Source organism: Aquincola agrisoli, from assembly GCF_036621135.1.
In the GTDB taxonomy this organism is placed as follows: Bacteria; Pseudomonadota; Gammaproteobacteria; order Burkholderiales; family Burkholderiaceae_C; genus Aquincola; species Aquincola agrisoli.
On the sequence record NZ_JAZIBG010000009.1, the window covers coordinates 189,126 to 212,354 of the forward strand.

19 protein-coding genes are annotated in these 23,229 nt (G+C 71.3%); 11 read left to right on the top strand and 8 right to left on the bottom strand.

Annotation, left to right across the window (positions count from 1 at the left end; translation table 11 throughout):
• Window positions 1–124: 124 nt before the first annotated feature.
• The 6 genes from fusA (at window position 125) to V4F39_RS02790 (ending at window position 8,798) form a co-directional block, all read left to right on the top strand.
• Window positions 125–2,224: an elongation factor G gene (gene fusA / locus V4F39_RS02765; protein ID WP_332287710.1), complete on the top strand. Its 2,100-nt coding sequence runs from the start codon at window positions 125–127 to the stop codon at window positions 2,222–2,224.
• Window positions 2,225–2,305: 81 nt separating this feature from the next.
• Window positions 2,306–2,998 (top strand): class I SAM-dependent methyltransferase, encoded by a 693-nt coding sequence (locus V4F39_RS02770; protein WP_332287711.1) that lies wholly within the window; start codon window positions 2,306–2,308, stop codon window positions 2,996–2,998.
• A 61-nt stretch (window positions 2,999–3,059) separates the two neighbouring features.
• Window positions 3,060–3,530, top strand: coding sequence for an anthrone oxygenase family protein (locus V4F39_RS02775; RefSeq protein WP_332287712.1), 471 nt, complete (start codon window positions 3,060–3,062; stop codon window positions 3,528–3,530).
• Window positions 3,531–3,596: 66 nt separating this feature from the next.
• A complete protein-coding gene (locus V4F39_RS02780; protein ID WP_378235024.1) occupies window positions 3,597–5,039 on the top strand; it encodes an NAD-dependent succinate-semialdehyde dehydrogenase in 1,443 nt (480 codons plus the stop codon).
• Window positions 5,036–7,435 carry a DUF3772 domain-containing protein gene (locus tag V4F39_RS02785; RefSeq protein ID WP_332287713.1) on the top strand — a complete coding sequence of 800 codons (2,400 nt, stop codon included), beginning with the start codon at window positions 5,036–5,038 and terminating at the stop codon, window positions 7,433–7,435. The genes V4F39_RS02780 and V4F39_RS02785 overlap by 4 nt, the downstream gene beginning before the upstream one ends.
• 190 nt (window positions 7,436–7,625) lie before the next feature.
• Complete coding sequence (locus V4F39_RS02790) at window positions 7,626–8,798, top strand: NHL repeat-containing protein (RefSeq protein WP_332287714.1); 1,173 nt, start codon at window positions 7,626–7,628, stop codon at window positions 8,796–8,798.
• Here V4F39_RS02790 and fdhD read toward each other — a convergent pair.
• Both fdhD and V4F39_RS02800 read right to left on the bottom strand, forming a co-directional pair.
• Window positions 8,773–9,636, bottom strand: coding sequence for a formate dehydrogenase accessory sulfurtransferase FdhD (fdhD, locus tag V4F39_RS02795; RefSeq protein WP_332287715.1), 864 nt, complete (start codon window positions 9,634–9,636; stop codon window positions 8,773–8,775). The genes V4F39_RS02790 and fdhD overlap by 26 nt on opposite strands.
• Entirely contained in the window at window positions 9,629–11,959 is a 2,331-nt protein-coding gene (locus tag V4F39_RS02800) for an FdhF/YdeP family oxidoreductase (RefSeq protein ID WP_332287716.1), read from the bottom strand. The genes fdhD and V4F39_RS02800 overlap by 8 nt, the downstream gene beginning before the upstream one ends.
• A gap of 131 nt (window positions 11,960–12,090) precedes the next feature.
• Here V4F39_RS02800 and V4F39_RS02805 point away from each other — a divergent pair, with 131 nt between their 5' ends.
• Both V4F39_RS02805 and V4F39_RS02810 read left to right on the top strand, forming a co-directional pair.
• Entirely contained in the window at window positions 12,091–13,176 is a 1,086-nt protein-coding gene (locus V4F39_RS02805; protein WP_332287717.1) for a substrate-binding domain-containing protein, read from the top strand.
• 97 nt (window positions 13,177–13,273) lie between these two features.
• Window positions 13,274–14,374, top strand: coding sequence for an asparaginase (locus V4F39_RS02810; RefSeq protein ID WP_332287718.1), 1,101 nt, complete (start codon window positions 13,274–13,276; stop codon window positions 14,372–14,374).
• A 42-nt stretch (window positions 14,375–14,416) separates the two neighbouring features.
• On the opposite strand, the gene V4F39_RS02815 is transcribed toward V4F39_RS02810, so the two are convergent.
• Window positions 14,417–14,698, bottom strand: a complete 282-nt coding sequence (locus V4F39_RS02815; protein WP_332287719.1) for a hypothetical protein — start codon at window positions 14,696–14,698, stop codon at window positions 14,417–14,419.
• A 204-nt stretch (window positions 14,699–14,902) separates the two neighbouring features.
• Here V4F39_RS02815 and V4F39_RS02820 point away from each other — a divergent pair, with 204 nt between their 5' ends.
• Window positions 14,903–15,733, top strand: a complete 831-nt coding sequence (locus V4F39_RS02820) for an urease accessory protein UreD (protein WP_332287720.1) — start codon at window positions 14,903–14,905, stop codon at window positions 15,731–15,733.
• Window positions 15,734–15,760: 27 nt separating this feature from the next.
• On the opposite strand, the gene glk is transcribed toward V4F39_RS02820, so the two are convergent.
• The gene (glk, locus tag V4F39_RS02825) at window positions 15,761–16,777 is read right to left on the bottom strand and encodes a glucokinase (protein WP_332287721.1); all 1,017 of its coding nucleotides are present in this window, start codon (window positions 16,775–16,777) and stop codon (window positions 15,761–15,763) included.
• A gap of 141 nt (window positions 16,778–16,918) precedes the next feature.
• Between glk and V4F39_RS02830 the strand changes: the two genes are divergently transcribed.
• The gene (locus V4F39_RS02830; protein WP_332287722.1) at window positions 16,919–17,608 is read left to right on the top strand and encodes a hypothetical protein; all 690 of its coding nucleotides are present in this window, start codon (window positions 16,919–16,921) and stop codon (window positions 17,606–17,608) included.
• A gap of 138 nt (window positions 17,609–17,746) precedes the next feature.
• Window positions 17,747–18,880 (top strand): aminotransferase class V-fold PLP-dependent enzyme, encoded by a 1,134-nt coding sequence (locus V4F39_RS02835; protein ID WP_332287723.1) that lies wholly within the window; start codon window positions 17,747–17,749, stop codon window positions 18,878–18,880.
• A 6-nt stretch (window positions 18,881–18,886) separates the two neighbouring features.
• Here V4F39_RS02835 and urtE read toward each other — a convergent pair whose 3' ends face one another.
• Genes urtE through urtB form a run of 4 tightly spaced genes read right to left on the bottom strand, consistent with a single transcriptional unit; the run spans window position 18,887 to window position 23,179 of the window.
• Window positions 18,887–19,579, bottom strand: coding sequence for an urea ABC transporter ATP-binding subunit UrtE (urtE, locus tag V4F39_RS02840; RefSeq protein WP_332287724.1), 693 nt, complete (start codon window positions 19,577–19,579; stop codon window positions 18,887–18,889).
• A 17-nt stretch (window positions 19,580–19,596) separates the two neighbouring features.
• Entirely contained in the window at window positions 19,597–20,478 is an 882-nt protein-coding gene (gene urtD, locus V4F39_RS02845) for an urea ABC transporter ATP-binding protein UrtD (protein WP_332287725.1), read from the bottom strand.
• Entirely contained in the window at window positions 20,475–21,593 is a 1,119-nt protein-coding gene (gene urtC, locus V4F39_RS02850; RefSeq protein WP_332287726.1) for an urea ABC transporter permease subunit UrtC, read from the bottom strand. Before urtC ends, urtD begins: the two co-directional genes overlap by 4 nt.
• Entirely contained in the window at window positions 21,590–23,179 is a 1,590-nt protein-coding gene (gene urtB, locus V4F39_RS02855) for an urea ABC transporter permease subunit UrtB (RefSeq protein ID WP_378235025.1), read from the bottom strand. Before urtB ends, urtC begins: the two co-directional genes overlap by 4 nt.
• Between the last annotated feature and the right edge of the window lie 50 nt (window positions 23,180–23,229).

The window sequence follows — 23,229 nt, forward strand, 5'->3', positions numbered from 1 at the left end:
CCGCCCGGCTTCGGGCGCTTTGCGCAAGCCATGACGCGCCGGCCGGGTGCACCGCTGCACCCGGGCCGCTTCTCGGACCGCCGCACCCCAACCCCTGCACGGTGCGGCCTGCAGAAAGACCACCATGTCCCGCAAGACTCCCATCGAGCGCTACCGCAACATCGGCATCAGCGCCCACATCGACGCCGGCAAGACGACGACGACCGAGCGCATCCTGTTCTACACCGGCGTGAACCACAAGATCGGCGAGGTGCACGACGGCGCCGCGACGATGGACTGGATGGAGCAGGAGCAGGAGCGCGGCATCACCATCACTTCCGCGGCCACCACGGCGTTCTGGAAGGGCATGGCCGGCAACTACCCCGAGCACCGCATCAACATCATCGACACGCCCGGGCACGTCGACTTCACCATCGAGGTGGAGCGCAGCATGCGCGTGCTCGACGGCGCGGTGATGGTCTACGACTCGGTGGGCGGCGTGCAGCCGCAGTCCGAGACCGTCTGGCGCCAGGCCAACAAATACAAGGTGCCGCGCATGGCCTTCGTCAACAAGATGGACCGCACCGGCGCCGACTTCTTCCGCGTGCAGCGGCAGATCGGCGAGCGCCTGAAGGGCGTGGCCGTGCCCGTGCAGATCCCGGTCGGCGCGGAAGACCACTTCCAGGGCGTCGTCGACCTGGTGAAGATGAAGGCCATCTACTGGGACGAGGCCGGCCAGGGCGTGCGCTTCGAGTACCGCGACATCCCCGCCGAGCTGCAGGCCACGGCCCAGGAGTGGCGCGACAAGATGGTCGAGGCCGCGGCCGAGGCCAGCGAAGCCCTGCTCGGCAAGTACCTGGGCGGCGAGGCACTGAGCGAGGACGAGATCAAGCAGGCGATCCGCCAGCGCACCATCGCCGGCGAGATCGTGCCCATGCTGTGCGGCAGCGCGTTCAAGAACAAAGGCGTGCAGGCCATGCTCGACGCGGTGATCGACTACCTGCCTTCGCCGGCCGACGTGCCCGCGATCCTGGGCCACACCGAGGACGACGGCCAGGCCGAGCGGCATCCGGCCGACGACGAGCCGTTCTCCGCGCTGGCCTTCAAGATCATGACCGACCCGTACGTCGGCCAGCTCATCTTCTTCCGCGTCTATTCGGGCGTGGTGAAGGCGGGCGACTCCGTCTTCAACCCGGTCAAGGGCAAGAAGGAGCGGCTGGGCCGCATCCTGCAGATGCACGCCAACCAGCGCGAGGAGATCAAGGAAGTGCGCGCCGGCGACATCGCCGCGGCCGTGGGCCTGAAGGACGCGACCACGGGCGACACGCTGTGCGACCCCGAGAAGGTCATCATCCTCGAGCGCATGGTGTTCCCCGAGCCGGTGATCAGCCAGGCCGTGGAGCCCAAGACCAAGGTCGACCAGGAGAAGATGGGCGTGGCGCTGAACCGCCTGGCGCAGGAAGACCCGAGCTTCCGCGTGCGCACCGACGAGGAAAGTGGCCAGACCATCATCGCCGGCATGGGCGAGCTGCACCTGGAGATCCTGGTCGACCGCATGAAGCGCGAGTTCGGCGTGGAAGCCAACGTGGGCAAGCCGCAGGTGGCGTACCGCGAGACGATCCGCCAGACCGCAGCCGACGTGGAAGGCAAGTTCGTCAAGCAGTCGGGCGGGCGCGGCCAGTACGGCCACGCCGTCATCACGCTGGAGCCACAGGCGCCGGGCAAGGGCTACGAGTTCGTCGACGCGATCAAGGGCGGCGTCATCCCGCGGGAGTACATCCCGGCTGTGGACAAGGGCGTGCAGGAGACGCTGAAGGCCGGCGTGCTGGCCGGCTACCCGGTGGTGGACGTGAAGGTCACGCTCACCTTCGGCTCGTACCACGACGTCGACTCGAACGAGAACGCCTTCCGCATGGCGGGCTCCATGGCCTTCAAGGAGGCGATGCGGCGCGCCAAGCCGGTGCTGCTCGAGCCGATGATGGCCGTGGAGGTGGAGACGCCCGAGGACTTCATGGGCAACGTGATGGGCGACCTCTCGTCGCGGCGCGGCATGGTGCAGGGCATGGACGACATGCCCGGCGGCGGCGGCAAGCTGGTGAAGGCCGAGGTGCCGCTGTCGGAGATGTTCGGCTACTCGACCACGCTGCGCTCGCTCACGCAGGGCCGCGCCACGTACACGATGGAGTTCAAGCACTACGCCGAGGCGCCACGCGCCATCGTCGAGGCGGTGATCGCCGCCAGGTAGGGCCGGCACGGGAAGGGCGCATACTCGCGCCCTTCCTTCCCCGACCGAAGCCTCTTGGATGCCGGCTTCGCATGCGCTGCGATGCCCGGCTATGAAACCAAGCAAGAATGCGTCGAGGTGGCCGGCGTGGATGACCTCGTCATCCGCTCGCTGCTCGATCGCCAGCAGTTCAGCGACCCCTTCGGCGATGCTGAAAGCATCGGCATCTCGTCCGCGGCATGGCCGCTCTTCGGGTTGCTGTGGCCGTCGGGGGCGCAGCTCGCCGCCCGCATGGCCACGCGCCCGGTGCGCGCGTCGGAGCGCATCCTCGAGATCGGCTGCGGCCTCGGCCTCGCCAGCCTGGTGAGCCACCGCCGCGGCGCGGACGTGACGGCCAGCGACTGCCATCCGCTGGCGGGCGGCTTCCTCGCGGAGAACCTGCGGCTCAACGGCCTGCTGCCGATGAAGTACCGCTACGGCCACTGGAGCCTGCCGCAGCCGGTGCGCGAGGGCCTGCCGGTGCTGCAGGCGGTGAGCGGCCTGTTCGACCTGCTGATCGGCAGCGACCTGCTCTACGAGCGCGGCACCGGCGCCGCGCTGGCCGCCTTCATCGACCTGCATGCGGCGCCGGCGGCGCAGGTGTGGATCGTCGACCCCAACCGCGGCAACCGGCCCGCCTTCAACCGCGAGATGGCGGCGCAGGGCTTCGACATGGCGGAGGAGAAGCTCGACCGCCCCGCCTCGGCCACCGAGGCGGCCTACAAGGGAAGGCTGCTGACCTACACGCGCCTGTGAGGCCGCACGTCGCGGCCGCATATAGGATGGCGCTCAACCATCCTCGAGGAGCCGCCATCCCATGCTGACGACGCTGCCCCTGCTGGTCGCCCTGGGCGCGGGCCTCGTGGGGGGCGTGTTCTTCGCGTTCTCCACCTTCGTGATGAAGGCGCTGTCGCAGCTCCCCGCCGCGCAAGGCGTGGCGGCCATGCAGCGCATCAACGCCGTCGTGCTCAACCCGCTGTTCCTCGGCCTCTTCGTCGGGACGGCGGTGTTCGCGGGCCTGTGCGTCTTCGCGGGCTTCGTGCCGTGGGGCACGCGCCGCTCGGCGCTGCTGCTGGTGGCCGGGCTGTGCTATCTGCTGGGCTCGTTCGGCGTCACGGCGGCGTTCAACGTGCCACGCAACGAGCGCCTGGCGCGCCTGGACAGCGCATCGCCCGAGGCCGCGGCGTACTGGCCGGTCTACCTGCGGGAATGGCGGCGCTGGAACCACGTGCGCACCATCGCCTCGGTGGTGTCGGCGGCCTGCGCCGGGGCGGCGCTCACCCCCTGACCTGCACTGCCATGGCTTGTTCAGTAAAGTGCGCCGTTCCCCGGCTCCGATGACGAAAGACTCCTGATGACCGCCTCCTATCCCGACACGCGCCTGCTCATCGACAACCAATGGGTCGATGCCGCCAGCGGCAAGACGCTCGATGTGATCAACCCCGCCACCGGCGCCCCCATCGGCAAGGTGGCGCATGCCGGCACGGTGGACCTCGACCGGGCGCTGGCGGCCGCGCAGCGCGGCTTCGATGCCTGGAAGAAGGTCTCGGCCCACGAGCGCGCCGCCGTCATGCGCCGCGCCGCGGGCCTGCTGCGCGAGCGCGCCGACACCATCGCCCGCCTGCTCACGCAGGAGCAGGGCAAGCCGCTGGCTGAAGCGCGCGGCGAGGTGCTGGCCGGCGCCGACATCATCGACTGGTTCGCCGACGAGGGCCGCCGCGTCTACGGCCGCATCGTGCCCTCGCGCAACCTGGCCGCGCAGCAGCTGGTGCTGAAGGAGCCCGTGGGCCCCGTCGCCGCCTTCACGCCGTGGAACTTCCCGATCAACCAGGTCGTGCGCAAGCTGGGCGCGGCGCTCACCACCGGGTGCTCCTTCCTGGTCAAGGCGCCCGAGGAGACCCCCGCCTCCCCGGCGGCGCTGCTGGGCGCGTTCGTCGATGCCGGCGTGCCCGCGGGCACGGTGGGCCTGGTCTTCGGCAACCCGGCCGAGATCTCCAGCTACCTGATCGCGCATCCCACGATCCGCAAGGTGACCTTCACCGGCTCGACGCCGGTGGGCAAGGAGCTGGCAGCGCTCGCCGGCCGCCACATGAAGCGCGTGACGATGGAGCTGGGCGGCCACGCCCCGGTGATCGTCGCCGACGACGCCGACGTCGCGCTGGCCGTCAAGGCCACCGGCGCGGCCAAGTTCCGCAACGCCGGCCAGGTCTGCATCTCCCCGACCCGCTTCCTGGTCCACCGCAGCCTGAAGGACGAGTTCGCGCAGGCGCTGGTCAAGTACGCCGAGGGGCTGAAGGTCGGCGACGGCCTGGCCGAAGGCACCACGCTCGGCCCGCTGGCCAACGCGCGGCGCGTCAGCGCGATGGCCAAGGTGATGGAGGATGCGCGCAGCAAGGGCGCCCGCATCGCCACCGGCGGCGAGCGGGTGGGCAGCACCGGCAACTTCTTCGCGCCCACCGTGCTGACCGACGTACCGCTGGAAGCCGACGTGTTCAACAACGAGCCCTTCGGCCCCGTCGCCGCGATCCGTGTGTTCGACGACCTCGGCGAGGCGATCACCGAGGCCAACCGCCTGCCCTACGGCCTGGCAGGCTACGCGTTCACGCGCTCGATCAAGAACGCGCACCGGCTGGCGCAGGAGCTCGAGCTGGGCATGCTGTGGGTCAACCAGCCGGCCGCGCCGTCGGCCGAGATGCCCTTCGGCGGCGTGAAGGATTCGGGCTACGGCTCCGAAGGCGGGCCGGAGGCGGTGGAGGCGTACCTCAACACCAAGTCCGTCTCCATCCTGGCCGCATGACCCCCCGCCGGGCCCTGCCGTGGCCGGCCGGCTGGCCGGCGGTGTTCAGGGCCCTGGTGCTGCTGGCCTGGCTGGGGCTGGCGGCGCTGCATCCCGCCCGCGCCGCCGAGGGGCCGGATGCCGTGCTCGACGAGGCGCGCCGCCAGGTCGAGCGCATCGAATCGCGCCTGGGTGACGACAAGATCACCGACGCCGAGCTGGCCGAGGCGCGTGCGCAGCTGCTGCGCACGCTGGAGCAGGCGGACCAGGTGGCCGCCGAACAGGCGCCGGAGCTGGCCAGCGCGCAGGCCAGGCTGTCGGAACTGGGCAGCCCGCCGGCCGACGGCACCGAGGCGGCCGACGTGGCCGAGCAGCGCAAGGGCCTGCAGAAGACCGTCGAGACGCTGGACGCCCGCATCAAGCTCGCGCGCCTGCTGGTGGTGGAAAGCGGGCAGCTCGCCGACCAGGCCAGCGCCCAGCGGCGCGAACGCTTCCGCGCGCAGCTGTTCGAGCGCACCGACTCGATCCTCTCGCCGTCCTTCTGGGTCGACCTGCGCGTGAGCCTGCCGCGCGACCTGCAGCGCCTGGCGCGCTTCGGTGCCGAGCTGCAGGCCAGCGCGGCCCGCACGCCCGCGGCGGCCTGGGCCGCGCTGGGCGCGCTCGTCGCGGCCATGTTCGCGCTGCGCCGCTGGCTGAGCCGGCACCTGGTGGAGATCGCGGCGGAACGCGCGCCCTCCGGCCGCGTGCGGCGCTCGCTCTATGCCGTCGCGCAGGCCCTGCTCGCGATGATGGTGCCCGGCATCGCCGCCTATGCGGCGATGCGCGGCCTGAGCTGGACGCTGGAGCGGGACGATCCCACGCGCGTGCTGCTGGCCAACGGGGTGGGCGCGGTGTGCTTCTCGGCCTACGTCGCCGGCCTCGGCTCGGCGCTGCTGGAAGCGAAGCGGCCCTCGTGGCGGTTGCTGCCGCTGCCGGACGCGGTGGCCACTGGCCTGCGCTGGCAGCCGACGCTGGTCGGGCTGGTGATCTTCCTGGGCTGGCTGCTGCAGCGGCTGGGCGCCGTGGTGCAGACCACGCTGGCGACCGAGGTCGCCATCAACGGCCTGTTCGCGCTGGCGCTGGGCCTGGTGATGGCCCACACGGTGCGCCTGGCCGAACGGCAGCGCCGCGCGGCGGGCGCGGACGCCGAGGCCGACGCCAAGGTGCCTCCCCGCCCGTTCTGGATGACGGCCGCGCTGGTCACCGCCTGGACGGTGCTGGTCGTGAGCCTGCTCGGGGTGCTGGTGGGCTACGTGGCGCTGGGCGCCTTCATGGTCCGCCAGGTCACCTGGATCGCGGTGCTGGCGATGACGGCGTTCATCGTCAACGCGCTGATCGGCGACGCCTTCAATGCCTGGCTCGGCGGGCAGGGCGACGCCGCGGGCGACGGCGCACTGCCGCCGCCCGCCGCGCGCCTGCGGAGGCAGGCCGCGGTGCTGCTGTCGGGCGCGCTGCGGCTGACCGTCGCGCTCGTGGCGCTGGTGCTGATCCTGGCGCCCTACGGCGAGGGCCCGTCGGACCTGCTGCGCCGCACCGAGCAGCTGAGCGCCGGCATCAGCGTCGGCGAACTGCAGCTGCGGCCCACCGCGGTGCTGCAGGCGGTGGTGGTGTTCCTCGTCGCCACGGTGGCGATGCGCGCGCTCAGGCGCTGGCTGGCCGACAGCTTCCTGCCGACGACCTCGCTCGACGCCGGCATGCGCAGCTCGGTCAGCACGCTGGTCGGCTTCCTGGGCACGGTGGTGGCGATCGGGCTGGGGCTCTCGGCCATCGGCCTGGCGCTCGACAAGGTGGCCTGGATCGCCAGCGCGCTGTCGGTGGGCATTGGTTTCGGGCTGCAGGCGGTGGTGTCGAACTTCGTCTCCGGCCTGATCCTGCTGGCCGAGCGGCCGGTGAAGGTGGGCGACTGGGTGGCGCTGGGCGGGGTGGAGGGCGACATCCGCCGGATCAACGTGCGTGCGACCGAGATCCAGATGGGCGACCGCTCGACGGTGATCGTGCCGAATTCGGAGTTCATCACCAAGGTCGTGCGCAACGTGACGCACCAGAGCCCGCTCGGCCTCGTGCAGATCAAGCTGCCGATGCCGCTGGACACGGACACCGAAAAGGTGCGCACGATCCTGCTCGAGGCCTTCCAGCAGCATCCCGACGTGCTGGACACGCCCGCGCCCAACGTGCAGCTCGACGGCATCGACGCCACCGGCAACGTCGTCTTCAATGCCACCGGCTTCGTCGGCTCCCCGCGGCAGTCCTACGGCGTGAAGAGCACGCTGCTGTTCACCGTGCTGCAGGCGCTGCCCGCGGCGGGGGTTCCGATGTGGAAGGCGCCGGCGATGGTGCTGCGCGAACCGCCGGCGGCCCCCCCTGCTGTCGCCAGCTGAAACCGTTCGCTTCCCGGCGTTACAGAAGAAAACGGAAGTTCGGGCGCCAGCTCATATCTTCTTCACACAGCAGCAAGAACTGCAGGCTCACGGACAACGCCGCACCCTTCTTGCAAAAGGGCCGAAGAAAGCCCGACGCGTGGCCGGACTCCGCGGCACACAAGCCCACGCGATTGGTGAAGGAGACAACGTGAGAAAGAAGACCACCCGGAGGGCATCGTCCCTTCTGTGCACGCTTGCGCTCGCCGGTATCGCCGTCGTCGCGGGCGCGTTCGCGCCGCCCGCCTGGGCGCACGACGGGCAGACCGACCGCTCGTGGCAAAGGATGCGCGGCCTGCCCGACTACACCGTCGACCCCGCCTGGCCGAAGCAGCTGCCCAACAACTGGATCCTCGGGCAGGTGGCCGGCGTCGCCGTCGACCGCTACGACAACGTCTGGGTGCTGCACCGGCCCCGCAGCAACACCGTCGACGAACTGGGCGCCGCCCAGACGCCTCCCCGGTCCGAATGCTGCTTCCCGGCGCCGCCGGTGCTGGTGTTCGACCGCGAGGGCAACGTCATCAATTCCTGGGGCGGCGACGGTCCGGGCTACAACTGGCCGGCCACCGAACACGGCATCTGGGTCGACAACCAGAACAACGTCTGGATCGGCGGCAACGGCGCGGCGGACCGGCAGATCCTCAAGTTCACGTCCAGCGGCCGCTTCCTGATGCAGATCGGCCAGCCCTCCACCGACCCGCTAGACAGCCTGCGCACCGACATCCTCGGGCAGGTGGCCTCGCTGACGGTGGACGACCGCGCCAACGAGGTCTACCTCGCCGACGGCTACGGCAACAAGCGCGTGATCGTCTTCGATTCCCGCACCGGCGCCTTCAAGCGCCTGTGGGGCGCCTACGGCAACGCGCCGGTCGACACGCCGCCCGGTCCGTACGACCCGACGGCGCCGGTGGCCACGCAGTTCCGCAACCCGGTGCACTGCGTGCGCCTGTCGGACGACGGCTTCGTCTACGTCTGCGACCGCGTGAACAACCGGGTGCAGGTCTTCACCAAGGCCGGCCGGTTCCTGAAGGAGTTCTTCGTGCGGCCGGAGACGCGCGGCAACGGCTCGGTGTGGGACATCACCTTCTCGAACGACCGCAACCAGCGCTACCTGCTGGTGATGGACGGCGAGAACAACGTGGTGTGGACGCTGGACCGCAGCAGCGGCGCGGTGCTGGACAAGCAGTTCCACAACGGCCGCAATGCCGGGCAGTTCCACTGGCTGCACCAGGCGGCGACCGACTCGCGCGGCAACCTCTACACCGGCGAGGTCGACACCTCCAAGCGGCTGCAGAAGTTCACGCTGGACCGCGACCGCCGCTGAGCGCCGGCGCGCCGGCGTAGCGCACGGCCCGCTCGCCGCGGCAGAAGCCGTAGAGCGTGATGCCCGCCTCGCTCGCGATGCGCACCGCGAGCGAGCTGGGCGCCGACACGGTGGCGAGCGTGGCGATGCCCACGCGCGCGCACTTGCGCACCAGCTCGTAGCTGGCGCGGCTCGACATCACGACGAAGCCCGGCGTGCCGAGCTGCCGCGCCTGCGCGAGGCGGCCGATGAGCTTGTCGAGCGCGTTGTGGCGGCCCACGTCCTCCATCGCGAACTGCAGCGTGCCGTCGGGCAGGGCCCAGCCCGCGGCGTGGCAGCCGCCGGTCTGCGCATTGATGGGCTGGTGCGCCGCCAGCTGCGCCATCGCGCGCAACACGGCGGCCACCTCGACGGGCGGCGACGGCGGCAGCGGCGCAGGCGCCAGGTCGAGCGCGGCCAGGCTCTCCACGCCGCACAGGCCGCAGCCGGTGCGGCCCTCCATCGCGCGCCGGTGTTCCTTCAACCCCGCGAAGGCCTGCTGCGCGATGCGCAGCTCGACCTGGCAGCCCAGCGTGCCCGCCGTCACCTCGATCTCGTAGCACTGGGCGGCCGACGCGATCAGCCCTTCGGAGAGCGCGAAGCCCAGCGCCATCGCCGGCAGGTCGGCCGGCGTGGCCATCATCACCGCGTGCGACAGGCCATTGAAGCTGAGCGCGACCGGCACCTCGGCGGCGATGGCATCGGTGTCGTCGGCCGGCGGCCCGCCCTGCGCACGGCAGCGCTGCACCTCGACCGCCTGCACGGCCGGCGGCAGCGGCCGGCCGTCGTCGTCGGTGGGAGCGGCGACCGGTTCAGGCATCGGCCGGTGCCGCCTCGGCGGGCTGGGGCCGGCGTGCTGCCCGCGGCGTGGCGGCGTGCGGCGTCAGCACGACCGGCACGGCCTTGGAGGCGGGCGTGCGCGCGCCCTGCGCGTGGTGGGCCAGGGCCACCAGCGGGTTGGTTTCGGGGTAGTAGCCGGCCAGGCAGCCGCGAGGGAGGTCGTAGTCCACCAGCAGGAAGCGTTCGATGCGTCGGCTGTCATCGTCGCCGAACACGCTGGTGATGTCCACCCAGCCGGCCTGCGGCAGGCCGAGCTCGCGCCGGTCGTCCGGGTGGATGAAGACCACGCGCCGCTGGCCGAACACGCCGCGGTAGCGGTCGTCCAGGCCGTAGACGGTGGTGTTGTACTGGTCGTGCGAGCGGACGGTGGCGAGGGTGAACACCTTGCGCCCTGCCGCGGGAGGTGCGGCCGGCGGCAAGGCCTGCACGCTGAACTGCGCCTTGCCGCTGGCCGTCTCCCACCGGCGTTCGGCCGCAGCGTTGGGCAGCCGGAAGCCGCCCGGCACGCGCACCCGCGCGTTGAAGCCGGCGAAGTCGTCGAACACCCGTGCGATGAGGTCGCGGATGCGGTCGTAGTCGCCCGCCAGGTCGATCCAGGGCACGCGGCTGGACGGCAGCGCGGCGGCCGCCATGCGCGCGACGATCATCGGCTCCGACAGCAGGTGCGGCGACGCCGGCGTGTTCACGCCCGTCGACAGGTGGACCATGCTCATCGAATCCTCCACCGTCACGCCCTGCGGCCCCGTGGCCTGCAGGTCGACCTCGGTGCGGCCCAGGCAGGGCAGGATCAGCGCCTCCCGCCCGTGCACGAGGTGGCTGCGGTTCAGCTTGGTCGACACCTGCACCGTCAATGCGCAGCGCCGCAGCGCGGCGGCGGTCACGTGGGTGTCGGGCGCCGCGGCGGCGAAGTTGCCGCCCATGCCGATGAACACCTTGGCCTCGCCGCGGGCCATCGCCTCGATCGCCGCGAGCGTGTCGTGGCCCGCCCGGCGCGGCGGCTCGAAGCCGAACACGTCGCGCAGCCGGTCGAGGAACGCCGCGGTCGGCCGCTCGTCGATGCCCATGGTGCGGTCGCCCTGCACGTTGCTGTGCCCGCGCACCGGGCAGGCGCCGGCGCCGGGCTTGCCGACCTGCCCGCGCAACAGCAGCAGGCTGCAGATCATGCGCACCGCGGCCACCGCCTGGGGATGCTGGGTGATGCCCATGCCCCAGCAGACGATCGCGCGCTCGGCGCCGGCATACACCGCGGCGGCGGCGTGCAGCTGCGCCAGCGTGAGGCCGCAGGCCTCGACGATCGCTTCCCAGGGCTCGGCGCGGAGATCGGCCTCGAAGGCCGCCAGCCCCTCCGTGTGCTGCGCGAGGAACGCGACGTCGAGCACCCGCGGCGCGCCGCACGCCTGCGCGGCGTCGTCCAGCTCGAACAGGCGCTTGCACAGCCCCTTCAGCACGGCGAGGTCGCCGCCGATGCGCACCTGGTGGTAGGCGCTGCTGATCGGCGTGGCGCCCCCCGTGGCCATCTCCAACGGGCTCTGCGGATCGGCGAAGCGCTCGAGCCCGCGCTCGCGCAGCGGGTTGAAGCTGACGATGCGGGCGCCGCGGCGCGCGGCCTCGCGCAGCTCGCCGAGCATGCGCGGATGGTTGGTGCCGGGGTTCTGCCCGAAGATGAAGATGGCGTCCGCCAGCCCGAAATCGTGCAGCGCCACCGTCCCCTTGCCCACGCCCAGGCTCGCCTTCATGCCCAGGCCGCTGGGCTCGTGGCACATGTTCGAGCAGTCGGGGAAGTTGTTGGTGCCGAACGCCCGCGCAAAGAGCTGGTAAAGGAAGGCCGCCTCGTTGCTCGTGCGGCCCGAGGTGTAGAACACCGCCTGGTCCGGGTGGTCGAGCGCCTGCAGGTGCCGGGCGATGCGCGCGAAGGCCTCGTCCCAGGCGATCGGGCGGTAGCGGTCGGCGGCGGCGTCGTAGGCCATCGGATGCGTCAGGCGCCCGAGCGCTTCGAGCCGGTGGTCGCTCCAGGTGGCGAGCTCGGCCACCGTGTGGCTGCCGACGAGCTCGGGCGTGGCGCGGTCTGCGGTGATCTCGGCCGCCACCGCCTTCACGCCGTTCTCGCAGAAATCCACCGTGCGCGAGTTGCTGTCGGGCCACGCGCAGCCGGGGCAGTCGAAGCCGCCGGGTTGGTTGGCGGACAGCAGCGTGCGCGGCCCTTTCAGCGCGATGCGGTGCTGGCGCAGCTGGTGCGCCACGCTGCGCAAGGCGCCCCAGCCGCCAGCGGGGCCCTTGTAGAACTCGATCCGTTGTTCGCTCATATATGCACTGTGCAGCACATGAAAATCGAAGCCCGGACTCTAGGGTTTGCCACTAGTTTTCTCAATGGGGCGGTGCCTGCACTCCCATTATGCTTATGTGAGCATATATAGCCCTTTGCCCCCCGCCGCCCATGCTGCATGTCTCGATCCAGCCGCAATGGCACATCCGCAACGCCACCGGCCAGGCGCTGCCCGTCAAGGTGCTGGCACTGCTGTCGCTGGTCGAGGACCACGGCAGCCTCTCGGCCGCCTGCACGCAGGAGGGCGGCTCGTACCGCCATGCCTGGAAGCTCCTGCGCGAAGCCGAGGCCGTGCTGGGCGCTCCGCTGCTGGCGATGCAGCGGGGCAAGGGCTCGGTGCTGACGCCGCTGGCGCGTGCGCTCGTGTGGGCCGACCGCCGCGTCGGTGCCCGGCTGTCCCCGGTGCTCGAAAGCCTGGCCTCGGAGCTGGAGGCCGAGCTGCACACGCTGCTGGCATCCAACGGCACCACGCTGCGGCTCTTCGCGAGCCACGGCTTCGCGGTGGAGGCGCTGGCGCACCAGCTGGAGGCGGCGCAGCTGCCGCTGGAGCTGAAGTACTGCAACACCGAGCAGGCCGCCGCGGCCGTGCACGGCGGCAGCTGCGACGTCGCCGGGCTGCACCTGCCGCTGGGGCCGCTGGGCGCCAAGGTGCTCGCGCACCATGCCCGCTGGCTGCGCGGCGACATGCGCGCCATCCACCTCGTGGTGCGCCGGCAGGGGCTGATGGTGGCCGCCGGCAACCCGAAGAAGGTCTATGCGGTGGACGACCTCGCCCGGCCCGGCCTGCGCTTCATCAACCGGGAGCGCGGCTCGGGCACGCGGCTGCTGCTGGAGCTGCTGCTCGCGCAGCGCGGGCTCGACGGCGCCGCCGTGGCGGGCTACGAGCAGGGCGAACACACCCACGCGGCGGTGGCCGCCTACGTCGCCAGCGGCATGGCCGACGTGGCCTTCGGCGTGGAGACCGCTGCGCGGCGCTTCGGGCTGGAGTTCATCCCCGTGCAGGCCGAGCGCTACTTCCTCGCCTGCAAGCCGGCCGCGCTGCAGGCGCCGCTGCTGCAGGCGCTGCTGGCGGTGGTGCGCAGCGACGCCTTCCGCGCCGCGGTGGAGCAGCTGCCGGGCTACGAGCCCGATGCCTGCGGCAACGTGACGTCGCTGGACGACGCCCTCGTCACGACGATGCCCCGCGGAACGGGCTGAGCATGCACAACACGATGGACCGGATGCACAAGCCGTATCGGTGGCCGGCCCGTTTTTCGCATCTACTGCTTCGCCTTTCACAACGAGGAGAGCGTGCATGAAGCTTGTCCATCTCACCCGCCGCGCCGCGTGCGTCCTGCTGCTGTCGGCCGCCGGCGGCCTTGCGGCCGGCCCGGCGCTGGCCCAGACCCCGCCCCCTGGCGCCGCCAAGCCCACGGTGGTCATCGTCGCCACCGGCGGCACCATCGCCGGGGCCGGCGCGTCGGCCCTCAACAGCGCCACCTACCAGGCGGCCAAGGTGCCGGTCGACCAGCTCATCGCCGGGCTGCCGGAGCTGTCCAGCGTCGCCAACGTGCGCGGGGAGCAGGCCTTCCAGATCGCCTCGGAGAGCTTCACCAACGACAAGCTCGTCACGCTCGGCAAGCGGGTGTCGACGCTGCTGAAGGACCCCGCGGTGAGCGGCGTGGTGGTCACCCACGGCACCGACACGCTGGAGGAGACCTCGTTCTTCCTGAACCTGGTGGTCCGCACCGACAAGCCCATCGTCGTCGTCGGCTCGATGCGGCCGGGCAGCGCGATGTCGGCCGACGGCATGCTCAACCTCTACGACGCGGTGGTGCTCGCCGCCTCGCCCAGCGCCAAGGGCAAGGGCGTGCTGGTGGCGATGAACGACGACATCCTGTCGGGCCGCGACGCGAGCAAGCGCGTCAACATCAAGACCAGCGCGTTCTCCAGCCCCTGGGGGCCGCTGGGCATGGTGGTCGAGGGCAAGACCTACTGGTTCCGCACGCTGGCCAAGCGCCACACCGCCGGCTCCGAGTTCAACATCGACGAGATCGAGGCGCTGCCGGAAGTGGCCATCGTCTACGGCTCCGGCAGCATGAACCCGGCGCTGTACGACGCCGCCGTGCAGGGCGGCGCCAAGGCGATCGTGCACGCCGGCACCGGCAACGGCTCGGTGCCGAACTACGCGGTCGACAAGCTCAAGGCCATCCGCGACAAGGGCGTGATGATCGTGCGCTCGACGCGGGTCGGCGAAGGCGGCTTCGTGCTGCGCAACGCGGAGCAGCCCGACGACAAGTACGACTGGGTCGTCGCGCACGACCTGAACCCGCAGAAGGCCAAGATCCTGGCCGCGGTCGCGCTGACCCGGCCGCAAACCACTGCGGAGCTGCAGCGGATCTTCTGGGAGTACTGAGCGCACTGCCGCGGGCCGGCCGGCCCGCGGCGGCCGGGCGCGTCAGGCGTCCGGGCCCCGGCGGCGCATGGCGACGAAGCCGACGGCACCCATGCCGCCGAGCAGCAACGCCAGGTCGGACGCGGCGACGCCCTCGGCGCGCGCCTCGGCCGGCGCGGCCACCGCGTGCGCGGGCTCCCCGGCCAGCGCGGGCAGGCCGTGCGCCACCACGACGGCCCGCGTCTCCGCGGGCGCCGGCTCCAGCGCGGCGTGCGCGGCACCCGCGGCCCCCAACGCGGCCAGCGTCCACAAGCCGCGCGCGACGATCTTCAGCTTACCGGTCATCACATTCCCCCTGAACGGCATACGACGGACAAACCCGCCAGGGCCCGGTCTGCTGCCGGCCTCCTGCAGGTACGGTACGCCACCCTAAGCAACTTTCGTGACAGGATTGCTGCACCGCAACAGAGCGCGGACTATAGGCCGTTGCGGGGCCGCCACGCAGCGCACCGGGTAGAGTGCCGGCCCTTTCGCGCTGTTTCTTCTGCCATGGGCTGGACAGGCCACCTGCAACTGCACTACACCCGCGACGGCGAGCGCACGGTGGCGCTCGACCGCCACGAGGGCCCGCTGCGCGTGCTGCAGCGCCTCTACCCCGAAGGCCCGGCCGTGTGCCACCACGTGCTGGTGCACCCGCCGGGCGGCGTCGTCGGGGGCGACGTGCTGCGGCTGGATGCGCGGCTGGAGCCCGGCACGCATGCACTGATCACCACGCCCGGGGCCACGCGCTTCTACCGCAGCGCCGGCGAGCCGGCCCTGCAATCATGCGACTGCCGGGTCGAGGCCGGCGCACGCCTGGAATGGCTGCCGCTCGAAGCCATCGCCTACAGCGGCTGCGAGGCCGAGAACCGCATGCGGTTCGACCTGGCGCCCGGCGGCGAGATGATGGGCTGGGACGTGCTGGCGCTCGGCCTGCCGGCCACCGGCGCGGCCTTCGCGCACGGGCGTTTCCGGCAGCACCTGGAACTGCCCGGCCGCTGGCTGGAACGCGCGACGATCGCCGCCGCCGACGCCGCGCTGCTCGATTCGCCGCTGGGCCTGGCGGGCCGGCGCGTGATGGCGACCCTGTGGTTCGCGGCGGGCGAGCCGCTGGCCGCCGCCCGGCGGGATGCCTTGCTCGACGCTGCACGGCAGGTCTGCGAAGGCCACGCCGCAGCCTGCCCCGCCGGCGCCAGCGCGCCGCAGCCGGAGGTGGTGGTGCTGCGGGTGCTGGCCGGCCGGGTCGAGCCCGCGTTGAACCTGCTCACCGCGGTATGGGCCGCCTGGCGCGGTGCCGCCTGGCAGATGCCGGCGCCGCTGCCGCGCATCTGGCGCACCTGACGCGCGCCGGCCCGGCCGCCGCCCCCATCAGGCAGCGTCGAGCGCCTGCGACGCGCCGAGCAGCGCCGGCGACTGCTCCGCGGTGATCACCCAGCTGGGGATGCGCTCCAGGTAGCCGCGGAAGCGGCCCTTGGCTTCGAAGCGCGCCCGGAACGTCGATTGCGCCAGCGCATCGCCCAGCCGCGGCACGATGCCGCCGCCGATGTACAGGCCGCCCTGCGCGCCCACCGTCAGCGCGAGGTTGCCCGCCACGCTGCCCAGCAGGCCGCAGAACATGGCCTGCACGGCGCTGGCCAGGGCGTCCTGCCCGCCGCGCGCCGCGGCGAGGATGTCGGCCGGATCGTCCAGCGGCGCCGCGACGCCGCGCACCTCGGCCAGCGCGCCATAGAGGTTGACGATGCCCGGCCCCGACAGCGCGCGCTCGGCCGACGCATGGCCGAAACGGGCATGCAGCCGCGCCACCACGGCGGCCTCCTCGGGCGGACCCTCGTGGCTGGCCGGCAGCGTCACGTGGCCGCCTTCGCCGCCGACGGCCACCGCCTCGCCGCGGTGCGTGAAGGCGAGCGACGCGACCCCGAGGCCCGTGCCGGCGCCGAGCAGGCCGCACGTCGCGCCCGGGACGGCCGCCCCGCCGCCCACCGGCCGCAGGTCGTGCGCCGCCAGCGTCGGCAGCGCCAGCGCCAGCGCGACGAAGTCGTTGACGACGACAAAACGGTCGAATCCGAACTCGCGCCGCACCGCCTCGATCGAGAACGACCAGGTGTGGTTGGTCATCTGCACCCGGTCGCCCTGGACCGGGTTGGCGATCGCGATGGCGCAGACCTTCGGCGGCGGCCCTTCCCATCCATCGAGGTAGCGGCGCAGCGCCGCCTGCAGCGTGGGAAAGTCGCTGCCCGACAGCGCCTGCACGTCGGACGGCGGCGCATCGGGTGCGCGGCAGACCGCGAAGCGGGCGTTCGTGCCGCCGACGTCGCCGACGAGGCGCGGGAACGGGGCACCGGCGGCGCGGCCGGCCGTGGCGGAGGAGGCGGTGGGAGGCTGCATGGGGAGATGGTATCGGCGGCTCCCCCTGGCAATGAGCGCGCCCGCGATGGGCGCCGCGCCGCGGGCAAGGCTGTTGCCCGCGTGCCTGCAGCGCCTGCGGGCGGCCTCTAACATGACGGCCCGATGACAGGCCCCCACGACATGACCAGCCCCTCTTCCACCGCCGCCCAGCCCACCGCGGCGCCCCGCCGCGCCTCCTGGGCCTACACCGCCGCCGGCTTCGCGCCCGCGCTGTTCGCGGTGGTGCTGTCGCTGCTGCTCTGGCTGGCGCTGCCCCGCGACACCGTGATCGACCTCATCCACGAGGGCGGGCCGATCGAGAACCTGACGGTGCTGCTGTACGTGCTGGCCGTGGCCGCGCTGTGGTGGGTGGGCGGCCCGGCCGACGAGCGCCTGGGCCGCATCGGCGTGGGCGTGATGCTGCTGGCGTTCGCGGCGCGCGAACTCGACCTGCACAAGGCCTTGACGGGCACCAGCGTGCTCAAGGTCAGCTTCTACCTGCGCGACGCACCCCTGCACCAGAAGCTGATCGCGCTGCCCATCGTGCTGGCGATCGCGGCGGCCGGCCTCTGGCTGCTCGTGCGCTTCGCGAAGCCGGTGTGGCAACAGTTGCGCCTGCGCCGCCCGCTGGCCGTGACGGTCGCGGCGTTCATCGTGACGCTGGTGGCCACCAAGATCATCGACCGCTCGTTCGCGATCCTGGCCGAGGACTTCGGCATCGTGATGTCGGCGAGCGTCGACACCGTGCTGTCGGCGCTGGAGGAGATCGGCGAATGCGCCCTGCCCGTGATCGCCGCGGTGGGGGTCTGGCAGTACCGGCGAGGCGGCTGAGCCAGGCCGCGCACAGCCCCGGCCACCGCCCCCGCCGAGCGCAGGGTGCTGGCTACACTCGTAGCCCCGCGGCGCCCCCCTGCCGATGCCCCGCGCACCGGCCCCGGCGCCCGTCCAACCACCACGGAGACGACACCCATGCCCGGCCTGCTTCCCGACATCGACCCCGACGGCCTGCTCGAGTTCTCGGTGGTCTACACCGACCGCGCGTTGAACCACATGTCCAAGCGCTTCACCGGCGTGGTGCAGGACATCCTCGCGATGCTGAAGGAGGTGTACCACGCACACACGGCGGTGCTGGTGCCTGGCAGCGGCACTTTCGGCATGGAGGCGGTGGCGCGCCAGTTCGCCAACCGCGAGAAGGTGCTGATCGTGCGCAACGGCTGGTTCAGCTACCGCTGGAGCCAGATCTTCGATGCAGGAAACCTTGGCGGCGGCGCGGTGGTCTGCAAGGCCCGCCGCCAGGGCGACGGCCCGCAGGCGCCGTGGGCCCCGTGCCCGGCCGCCGAAGTGGCCGCCGCCATCCGCGCCGAGAAGCCCAAGGTCGTGTTCGCGCCGCACGTGGAAACGGCCAGCGGCATCCTGCTGCCCGACGACTACCTGCGCACCGTCAGCGACGCCGCGCACGAGGTGGGCGCCCTCTTCGTGCTCGACTGCGTGGCCTCCGGCGCGATGTGGGTCGACATGCAGGCCACCGGCGTCGACGTGCTGATCAGCGCGCCGCAGAAAGGCTGGAGCGGCTCGCCCTGCTGCGCGATGGTGATGCTGAGCGAACGCGCGCGCCAGGCCATCGACGGCACCACGAGCAGCAGCTTCTCCTGCGACCTGAAGAAGTGGATGCAGATCGCCGAAGGCTATGAAAAGGGCCAGCACGCGTACCACACCACGATGCCGACGGACGCGCTGGTGCGCCTGCGCGACGTGATGCGCGAAACGCGCGAATGGGGCTTCGGGCCGGTGCGCGACGCGCAGGTCGAGCTGGGCGCCAAGGTGCGCGCGCTGCTCGAGTCCAGGGGCTTTCCCAGCGTCGCCGCCGAAGGCTTCAAGGCCCCCGGCGTGGTGGTGAGCTACACCACCGACCCCGGCATCCAGAGCGCGAAGAAGTTCATCGAGGCCGGCCTGCAGACCGCCTCCGGCGTGCCGCTGCAATGCGACGAGGGGCCGGACTTCATGAGCTTCCGCATCGGCCTGTTCGGGCTGGAGAAGTGGCGCAACGTCGACCGCACGGTGGGCCACCTGGCCACCGCGCTGGACAAGGTGCTCGCGAAGTAGCGGACCTCAGATCGACATCAGCTCGCGCACGCCGTTGGCCTGCATCTCGCTGCCGCGGCCGCGGGCGATGATCTCGCCGCGCTCCATCACCAGGTACTGGTCGGCCAGCTCTTCGGCGAAGTCGTAGTACTGCTCCACCAGCACGATGGCCATCGTCTTGCGGTCGGCCAGCATGCGGATCACGCGGCCGATGTCCTTGATGATCGACGGCTGGATGCCTTCTGTCGGCTCGTCCAGGATCAGCAGCTTGGGGCCCGCCGCCAGCGCGCGGCCGATGGCCAGCTGCTGCTGCTGCCCGCCCGACAGGTCGCCGCCGCGGCGGTTGATCATCTGCTTGAGCACCGGGAACAGCTCGAAGGTCTCCGGCGGGATCGGCGTGCTGCCCGACTTGTAGGCCAGGCCCATGCGCAGGTTGTCCTCCACCGTCAGCCGGCCGAAGATCTCGCGGCCCTGCGGAACGTAGCCCACGCCGCGCTTCACGCGCTCGTAGGGCCGCTCCTTGCCCATCTCCTGGCCGTCGAGCTTGATGCTGCCGGTCTTGATCGGCACCACGCCCATCAGGCTCTTCAGCAGCGTGGTCTTGCCCACGCCGTTGCGGCCGAGGATCACCGTGACCTCGCCGATCTTCGCTTCGAACGACAGGTTGCGCAGGATGTGCGAACCGCCGTAGTACTGGTTCAGGCCTTCGACATTCAGCATGTTGTCCCCCGTTCTGGTCAGCGGCCGAGGTAGACCTCGACGACCTTCTCGTTGGCCTGCACTTCCGACAGCAGCCCTTCGGCCAGCACGCTGCCTTCGTGCAGCACCGTCACCTTCTTGCGGCCCTGCGTCAGCTCGTCGACGAACTTCATGTCGTGCTCGACGACCACCAGCGAATGCTGGCCTTCGAGCGACAGGAAGAGCTCGGCGGTGCGCTCGGTCTCCTCGTCGGTCATGCCGGCCACGGGCTCGTCGAGCAGCAGCAGCTTCGGGTCCTGCATCAGCAGCATGCCGATCTCCAGCCACTGCTTCTGGCCGTGGCTCAGGAGGCCCGCGGTGCGCTGCGCCGATTCCTTCAGGTGGATCAGCGCCAGGATCTCGCCGATGCGGTCGAGCTGCTCGCCGGTGAGGCGGTGGAAGAGGCTCGCGCGCGCGCGGCGGTCGGCCTTGAGCGCGAGCTCGAGGTTCTCGAACACGCTCAGCTCCTCGTACACCGTCGGCTTCTGGAACTTGCGGCCGATGCCGATCTGCGCGATGTCGTTCTCGCGCAGGCGCAGCAGGTCGATGTTGGAGCCGAAGTGCACCTTGCCCTTGTCGGGCCGCGTCTTGCCGGTGATGACGTCCATCATCGTGGTCTTGCCGGCGCCGTTGGGGCCGATGATGCAGCGCAGCTCGCCCACATTGATCGTCAGCGACAAGGCGTTCAGCGCGCGGAAACCGTCGAAGCTGACGGTGATGTCGTCGACGTACAGCGCCACGCCCTGCGCGAACTCGGGCACGCCGGCGCGGGCCACGCGGCCGTAGGTGGCCCCGCCGCCGGAGCCGCCGCCGTAGGCATCCAGCCGCGCATCGTGCTCGGCGCGCACCTTGGCGCCCGCTTCCATCAGATCAGGGGTCACAGTTTCTTCTCCTGCTTGACCTTGCGGAACAGCCCCACGATGCCCTGCGGCAGGAACAGCGTCACGGCAATGAAGAGGGCGCCGAGGAAGTAGAGCCAGTACTCGGGCGCCACCACCGTCAGCCAGCTCTTGGCGCCGTTGACGAAGAAGGCGCCGACGATCGGGCCGATCAGCGTGGCGCGCCCGCCCACCGCGGCCCAGATGGCCATCTCGATGCCGGCCGCGGCCGACATCTCGCCCGGGTTGATGATGCCCACCTGCGGCACGTACAAGGCACCGGCCACGCCGCACATCACGGCAGACAGCGTCCAGATGCTGAGCTTGTAGGCCAGCGGGTCGTAGCCGGTGAACATCACGCGGCTCTCTGCGTCGCGGATGGCCTGCAGCACGCGGCCGTACTTGCTGCCGACGATCCAGCGCGCCATCAGGAAGAAGCCCACCAGCACCAGCCCCGTCAGCACGAAGAGGGTGATGCGCATGCCTGGCGTGGCGATGGGCATGCCGAGGATGCGCTTGAAGTCGGTGAAGCCGTTGTTGCCGCCGAAGCCGGTCTCGTTGCGGAAGAACAGCAGCATCGCCGCGAAGGTCATCGCCTGCGTGATGATCGAGAAGTACACGCCCTTGATGCGCGAACGGAACGCGAAGAAGCCGAACACGAAGGCCAGCGCGCCGGGCACCAGGACCACCAGCAGCATCTGCGCGATGAACGAATCGCTCAGCGCCCAGTGCCACGGCAGCTCCTTCCAGTCGAGGAACACCATGAAGTCGGGCAGGTCGCTCTTGTAGTTGCCGTCGCGGCCGATCTGGCGCATGAGGTACATGCCCATCGCGTAGCCGCCCAGCGCGAAGAACAGCCCGTGGCCCAGGCTCAGGATGCCCGTGTAGCCCCAGATCAGGTCCATCGCCAGCGCGCAGATGGCGTAGCACATGATCTTGCCGATCAGGCCCACCGAGTAGTCGCTGAGGTGGAACACGTTGCCCTCGGGCACCACCAGGTTCAGCACCGGCGCGAGCACGCAGATGGCGAGCAGCGCGGCGAATACGCCGGTCCAGCCCTTGGGGCCGAGCAGCGCGCCGCGCTTGGGTTGCGGCAGGTTCAAGGAAATCGTAGTCATGCTTCCGCACTCCGGCCTTTCATTGCGAACAACCCCTGCGGCCGCTTCTGGATGAAGACGACGATGAACACCAGCACCATGATCTTGGCGAGCACGGCACCGGCCCAGCCTTCGAGCAGCTTGTTCAGCACGCCCAGGCCCAGCCCCGCGACGACGGTGCCCGCGAGCTGGCCCACGCCGCCCAGCACCACCACCATGAACGAATCGACGATGTAGCTCTGGCCCAGGTCGGGGCCCACGTTGCCGACCTGCGACAGCGCGCAGCCGGCCAGCCCGGCGATGCCGGCCCCCAGCGCGAAGGCATAGGTGTCCACACGCGCCGTGTTCACGCCCACGCAGGACGCCATGCGGCGGTTCTGCGTGACGCCGCGCACGAAGAGGCCCAACCGCGTCTTCGCGATCAGCAGCGCCACGCCGCCGAGCACGATGAACGCGAAAGCCAGGATCGCGAGGCGGTTGTAGGGCAGCGTGAGGTTGCTCATCACCTGCAGGCCGCCCGACAGCCATGCCGGGTTCTCGACCGGCACGTTCTGCGCGCCGAAGAGCGAACGCACCGCCTGCATCAGCATCAGGCTGATGCCCCAGGTGGCCAGCAGCGTCTCCAGCGGCCGGCCGTAGAGCCAGCGGATCACGCTGCGCTCCAGCGCCGCACCCACCAGCGCGCTCGCCAGGAAGGACAGCGGGATGGCCGCCAGCACGTACCAGTCGAACGCACCGGGGAAGTACGTGCGGAACACGTTCTGCACCACGAAGGTGGCGTAGGCGCCGATCATCATCAGCTCGCCGTGCGCCATGTTGATGACGCCCATCAGGCCGTAGGTGATGGCCAGGCCCAGCGCCACCAGCAGCAGGATGGAGCCCAGGCTCGCGCCGGTGAACAGCACGCCCAGCCACTCGCCGAGCGCGAGCCGCGTCTCGACCGACGACAGCGCCTCCTGCAGCGCGGCGCGCACCGCGGGATCGCTCTCGCCGCCGGTCGCCAGGCGCTCGAGCAGCAGGCTGCGGGTGTTGGGGTCGTCGCTGGCTTCCAGCAGCTGCGCCGCGGCCAGGCGCTTGGCGGCATCGGGCGAGGCGACCAGCACGCCGGCCTTCAGCAGGCCGAGTTGCTTCTTCAGCGCGGCGTCGGGCTCGGCGGCCTCGGCCTTGTCGAGCAGCGGCATCAGGCCTTCGTCGGCCTGGTCGCGCAACTGCGCGATGGCCTGCGCGCGCTCCCCGCGGTCGGCGGAAAAGAGCTTCAGCGATGCCAGCGCGGCCTGCAGCGCACGCCGGATGCGGTTGTTGTTGACGGGGTCTTCCGCGTCGTCGGGCACCGCGGCCACGGCCTGGCCGGTGGCGGCATCGGTGGCCTGGCCGTCGCGCACGATCAGCACGCGCTCGGGCGTGAGCTTCACGGCGTCGTCCATCAGGGCCTGCGCCAGCGGCGCCAGCCCCGCATCGCCCGCGGCCAGCGCCGCCTGCATCGCGGCGATGCGGTCGTCGCTGTCGCCGGTGGCGATCGCTCGCGCCTGCTGCGGCGTCAGCGCCTGCACCGCCGGACTGCCGACGAGCGCGAGCAGCCCCAGGGCGATCAAGAGCACCTGCTTCACGTTCCACTCCCCAACAAGAGGCCGGCCGCGCTCCCGCCGGGAGCGGGCCG

Excerpts from the sequence above, each read along its gene's own strand:
- fusA (WP_332287710.1), top strand. The coding sequence starts at position 125 with ATGTCCCGCAAGACTCCCATCGAGCGCTACCGCAACATCGGCATCAGC.
- V4F39_RS02770 (WP_332287711.1), top strand. The coding sequence starts at position 2,306 with ATGCCCGGCTATGAAACCAAGCAAGAATGCGTCGAGGTGGCCGGCGTG.
- V4F39_RS02775 (WP_332287712.1), top strand. The coding sequence starts at position 3,060 with ATGCTGACGACGCTGCCCCTGCTGGTCGCCCTGGGCGCGGGCCTCGTG.
- V4F39_RS02780 (WP_378235024.1), top strand. The coding sequence starts at position 3,597 with ATGACCGCCTCCTATCCCGACACGCGCCTGCTCATCGACAACCAATGG.
- V4F39_RS02785 (WP_332287713.1), top strand. The coding sequence starts at position 5,036 with ATGACCCCCCGCCGGGCCCTGCCGTGGCCGGCCGGCTGGCCGGCGGTG.
- fdhD (WP_332287715.1), bottom strand. The coding sequence starts at position 9,636 with ATGCCTGAACCGGTCGCCGCTCCCACCGACGACGACGGCCGGCCGCTG.
- V4F39_RS02800 (WP_332287716.1), bottom strand. The coding sequence starts at position 11,959 with ATGAGCGAACAACGGATCGAGTTCTACAAGGGCCCCGCTGGCGGCTGG.
- V4F39_RS02805 (WP_332287717.1), top strand. The coding sequence starts at position 12,091 with ATGCTGCATGTCTCGATCCAGCCGCAATGGCACATCCGCAACGCCACC.
- V4F39_RS02810 (WP_332287718.1), top strand. The coding sequence starts at position 13,274 with ATGAAGCTTGTCCATCTCACCCGCCGCGCCGCGTGCGTCCTGCTGCTG.
- V4F39_RS02815 (WP_332287719.1), bottom strand. The coding sequence starts at position 14,698 with ATGACCGGTAAGCTGAAGATCGTCGCGCGCGGCTTGTGGACGCTGGCC.
- V4F39_RS02820 (WP_332287720.1), top strand. The coding sequence starts at position 14,903 with ATGGGCTGGACAGGCCACCTGCAACTGCACTACACCCGCGACGGCGAG.
- glk (WP_332287721.1), bottom strand. The coding sequence starts at position 16,777 with ATGCAGCCTCCCACCGCCTCCTCCGCCACGGCCGGCCGCGCCGCCGGT.
- V4F39_RS02830 (WP_332287722.1), top strand. The coding sequence starts at position 16,919 with ATGACCAGCCCCTCTTCCACCGCCGCCCAGCCCACCGCGGCGCCCCGC.
- V4F39_RS02835 (WP_332287723.1), top strand. The coding sequence starts at position 17,747 with ATGCCCGGCCTGCTTCCCGACATCGACCCCGACGGCCTGCTCGAGTTC.
- urtE (WP_332287724.1), bottom strand. The coding sequence starts at position 19,579 with ATGCTGAATGTCGAAGGCCTGAACCAGTACTACGGCGGTTCGCACATC.
- urtC (WP_332287726.1), bottom strand. The coding sequence starts at position 21,593 with ATGACTACGATTTCCTTGAACCTGCCGCAACCCAAGCGCGGCGCGCTG.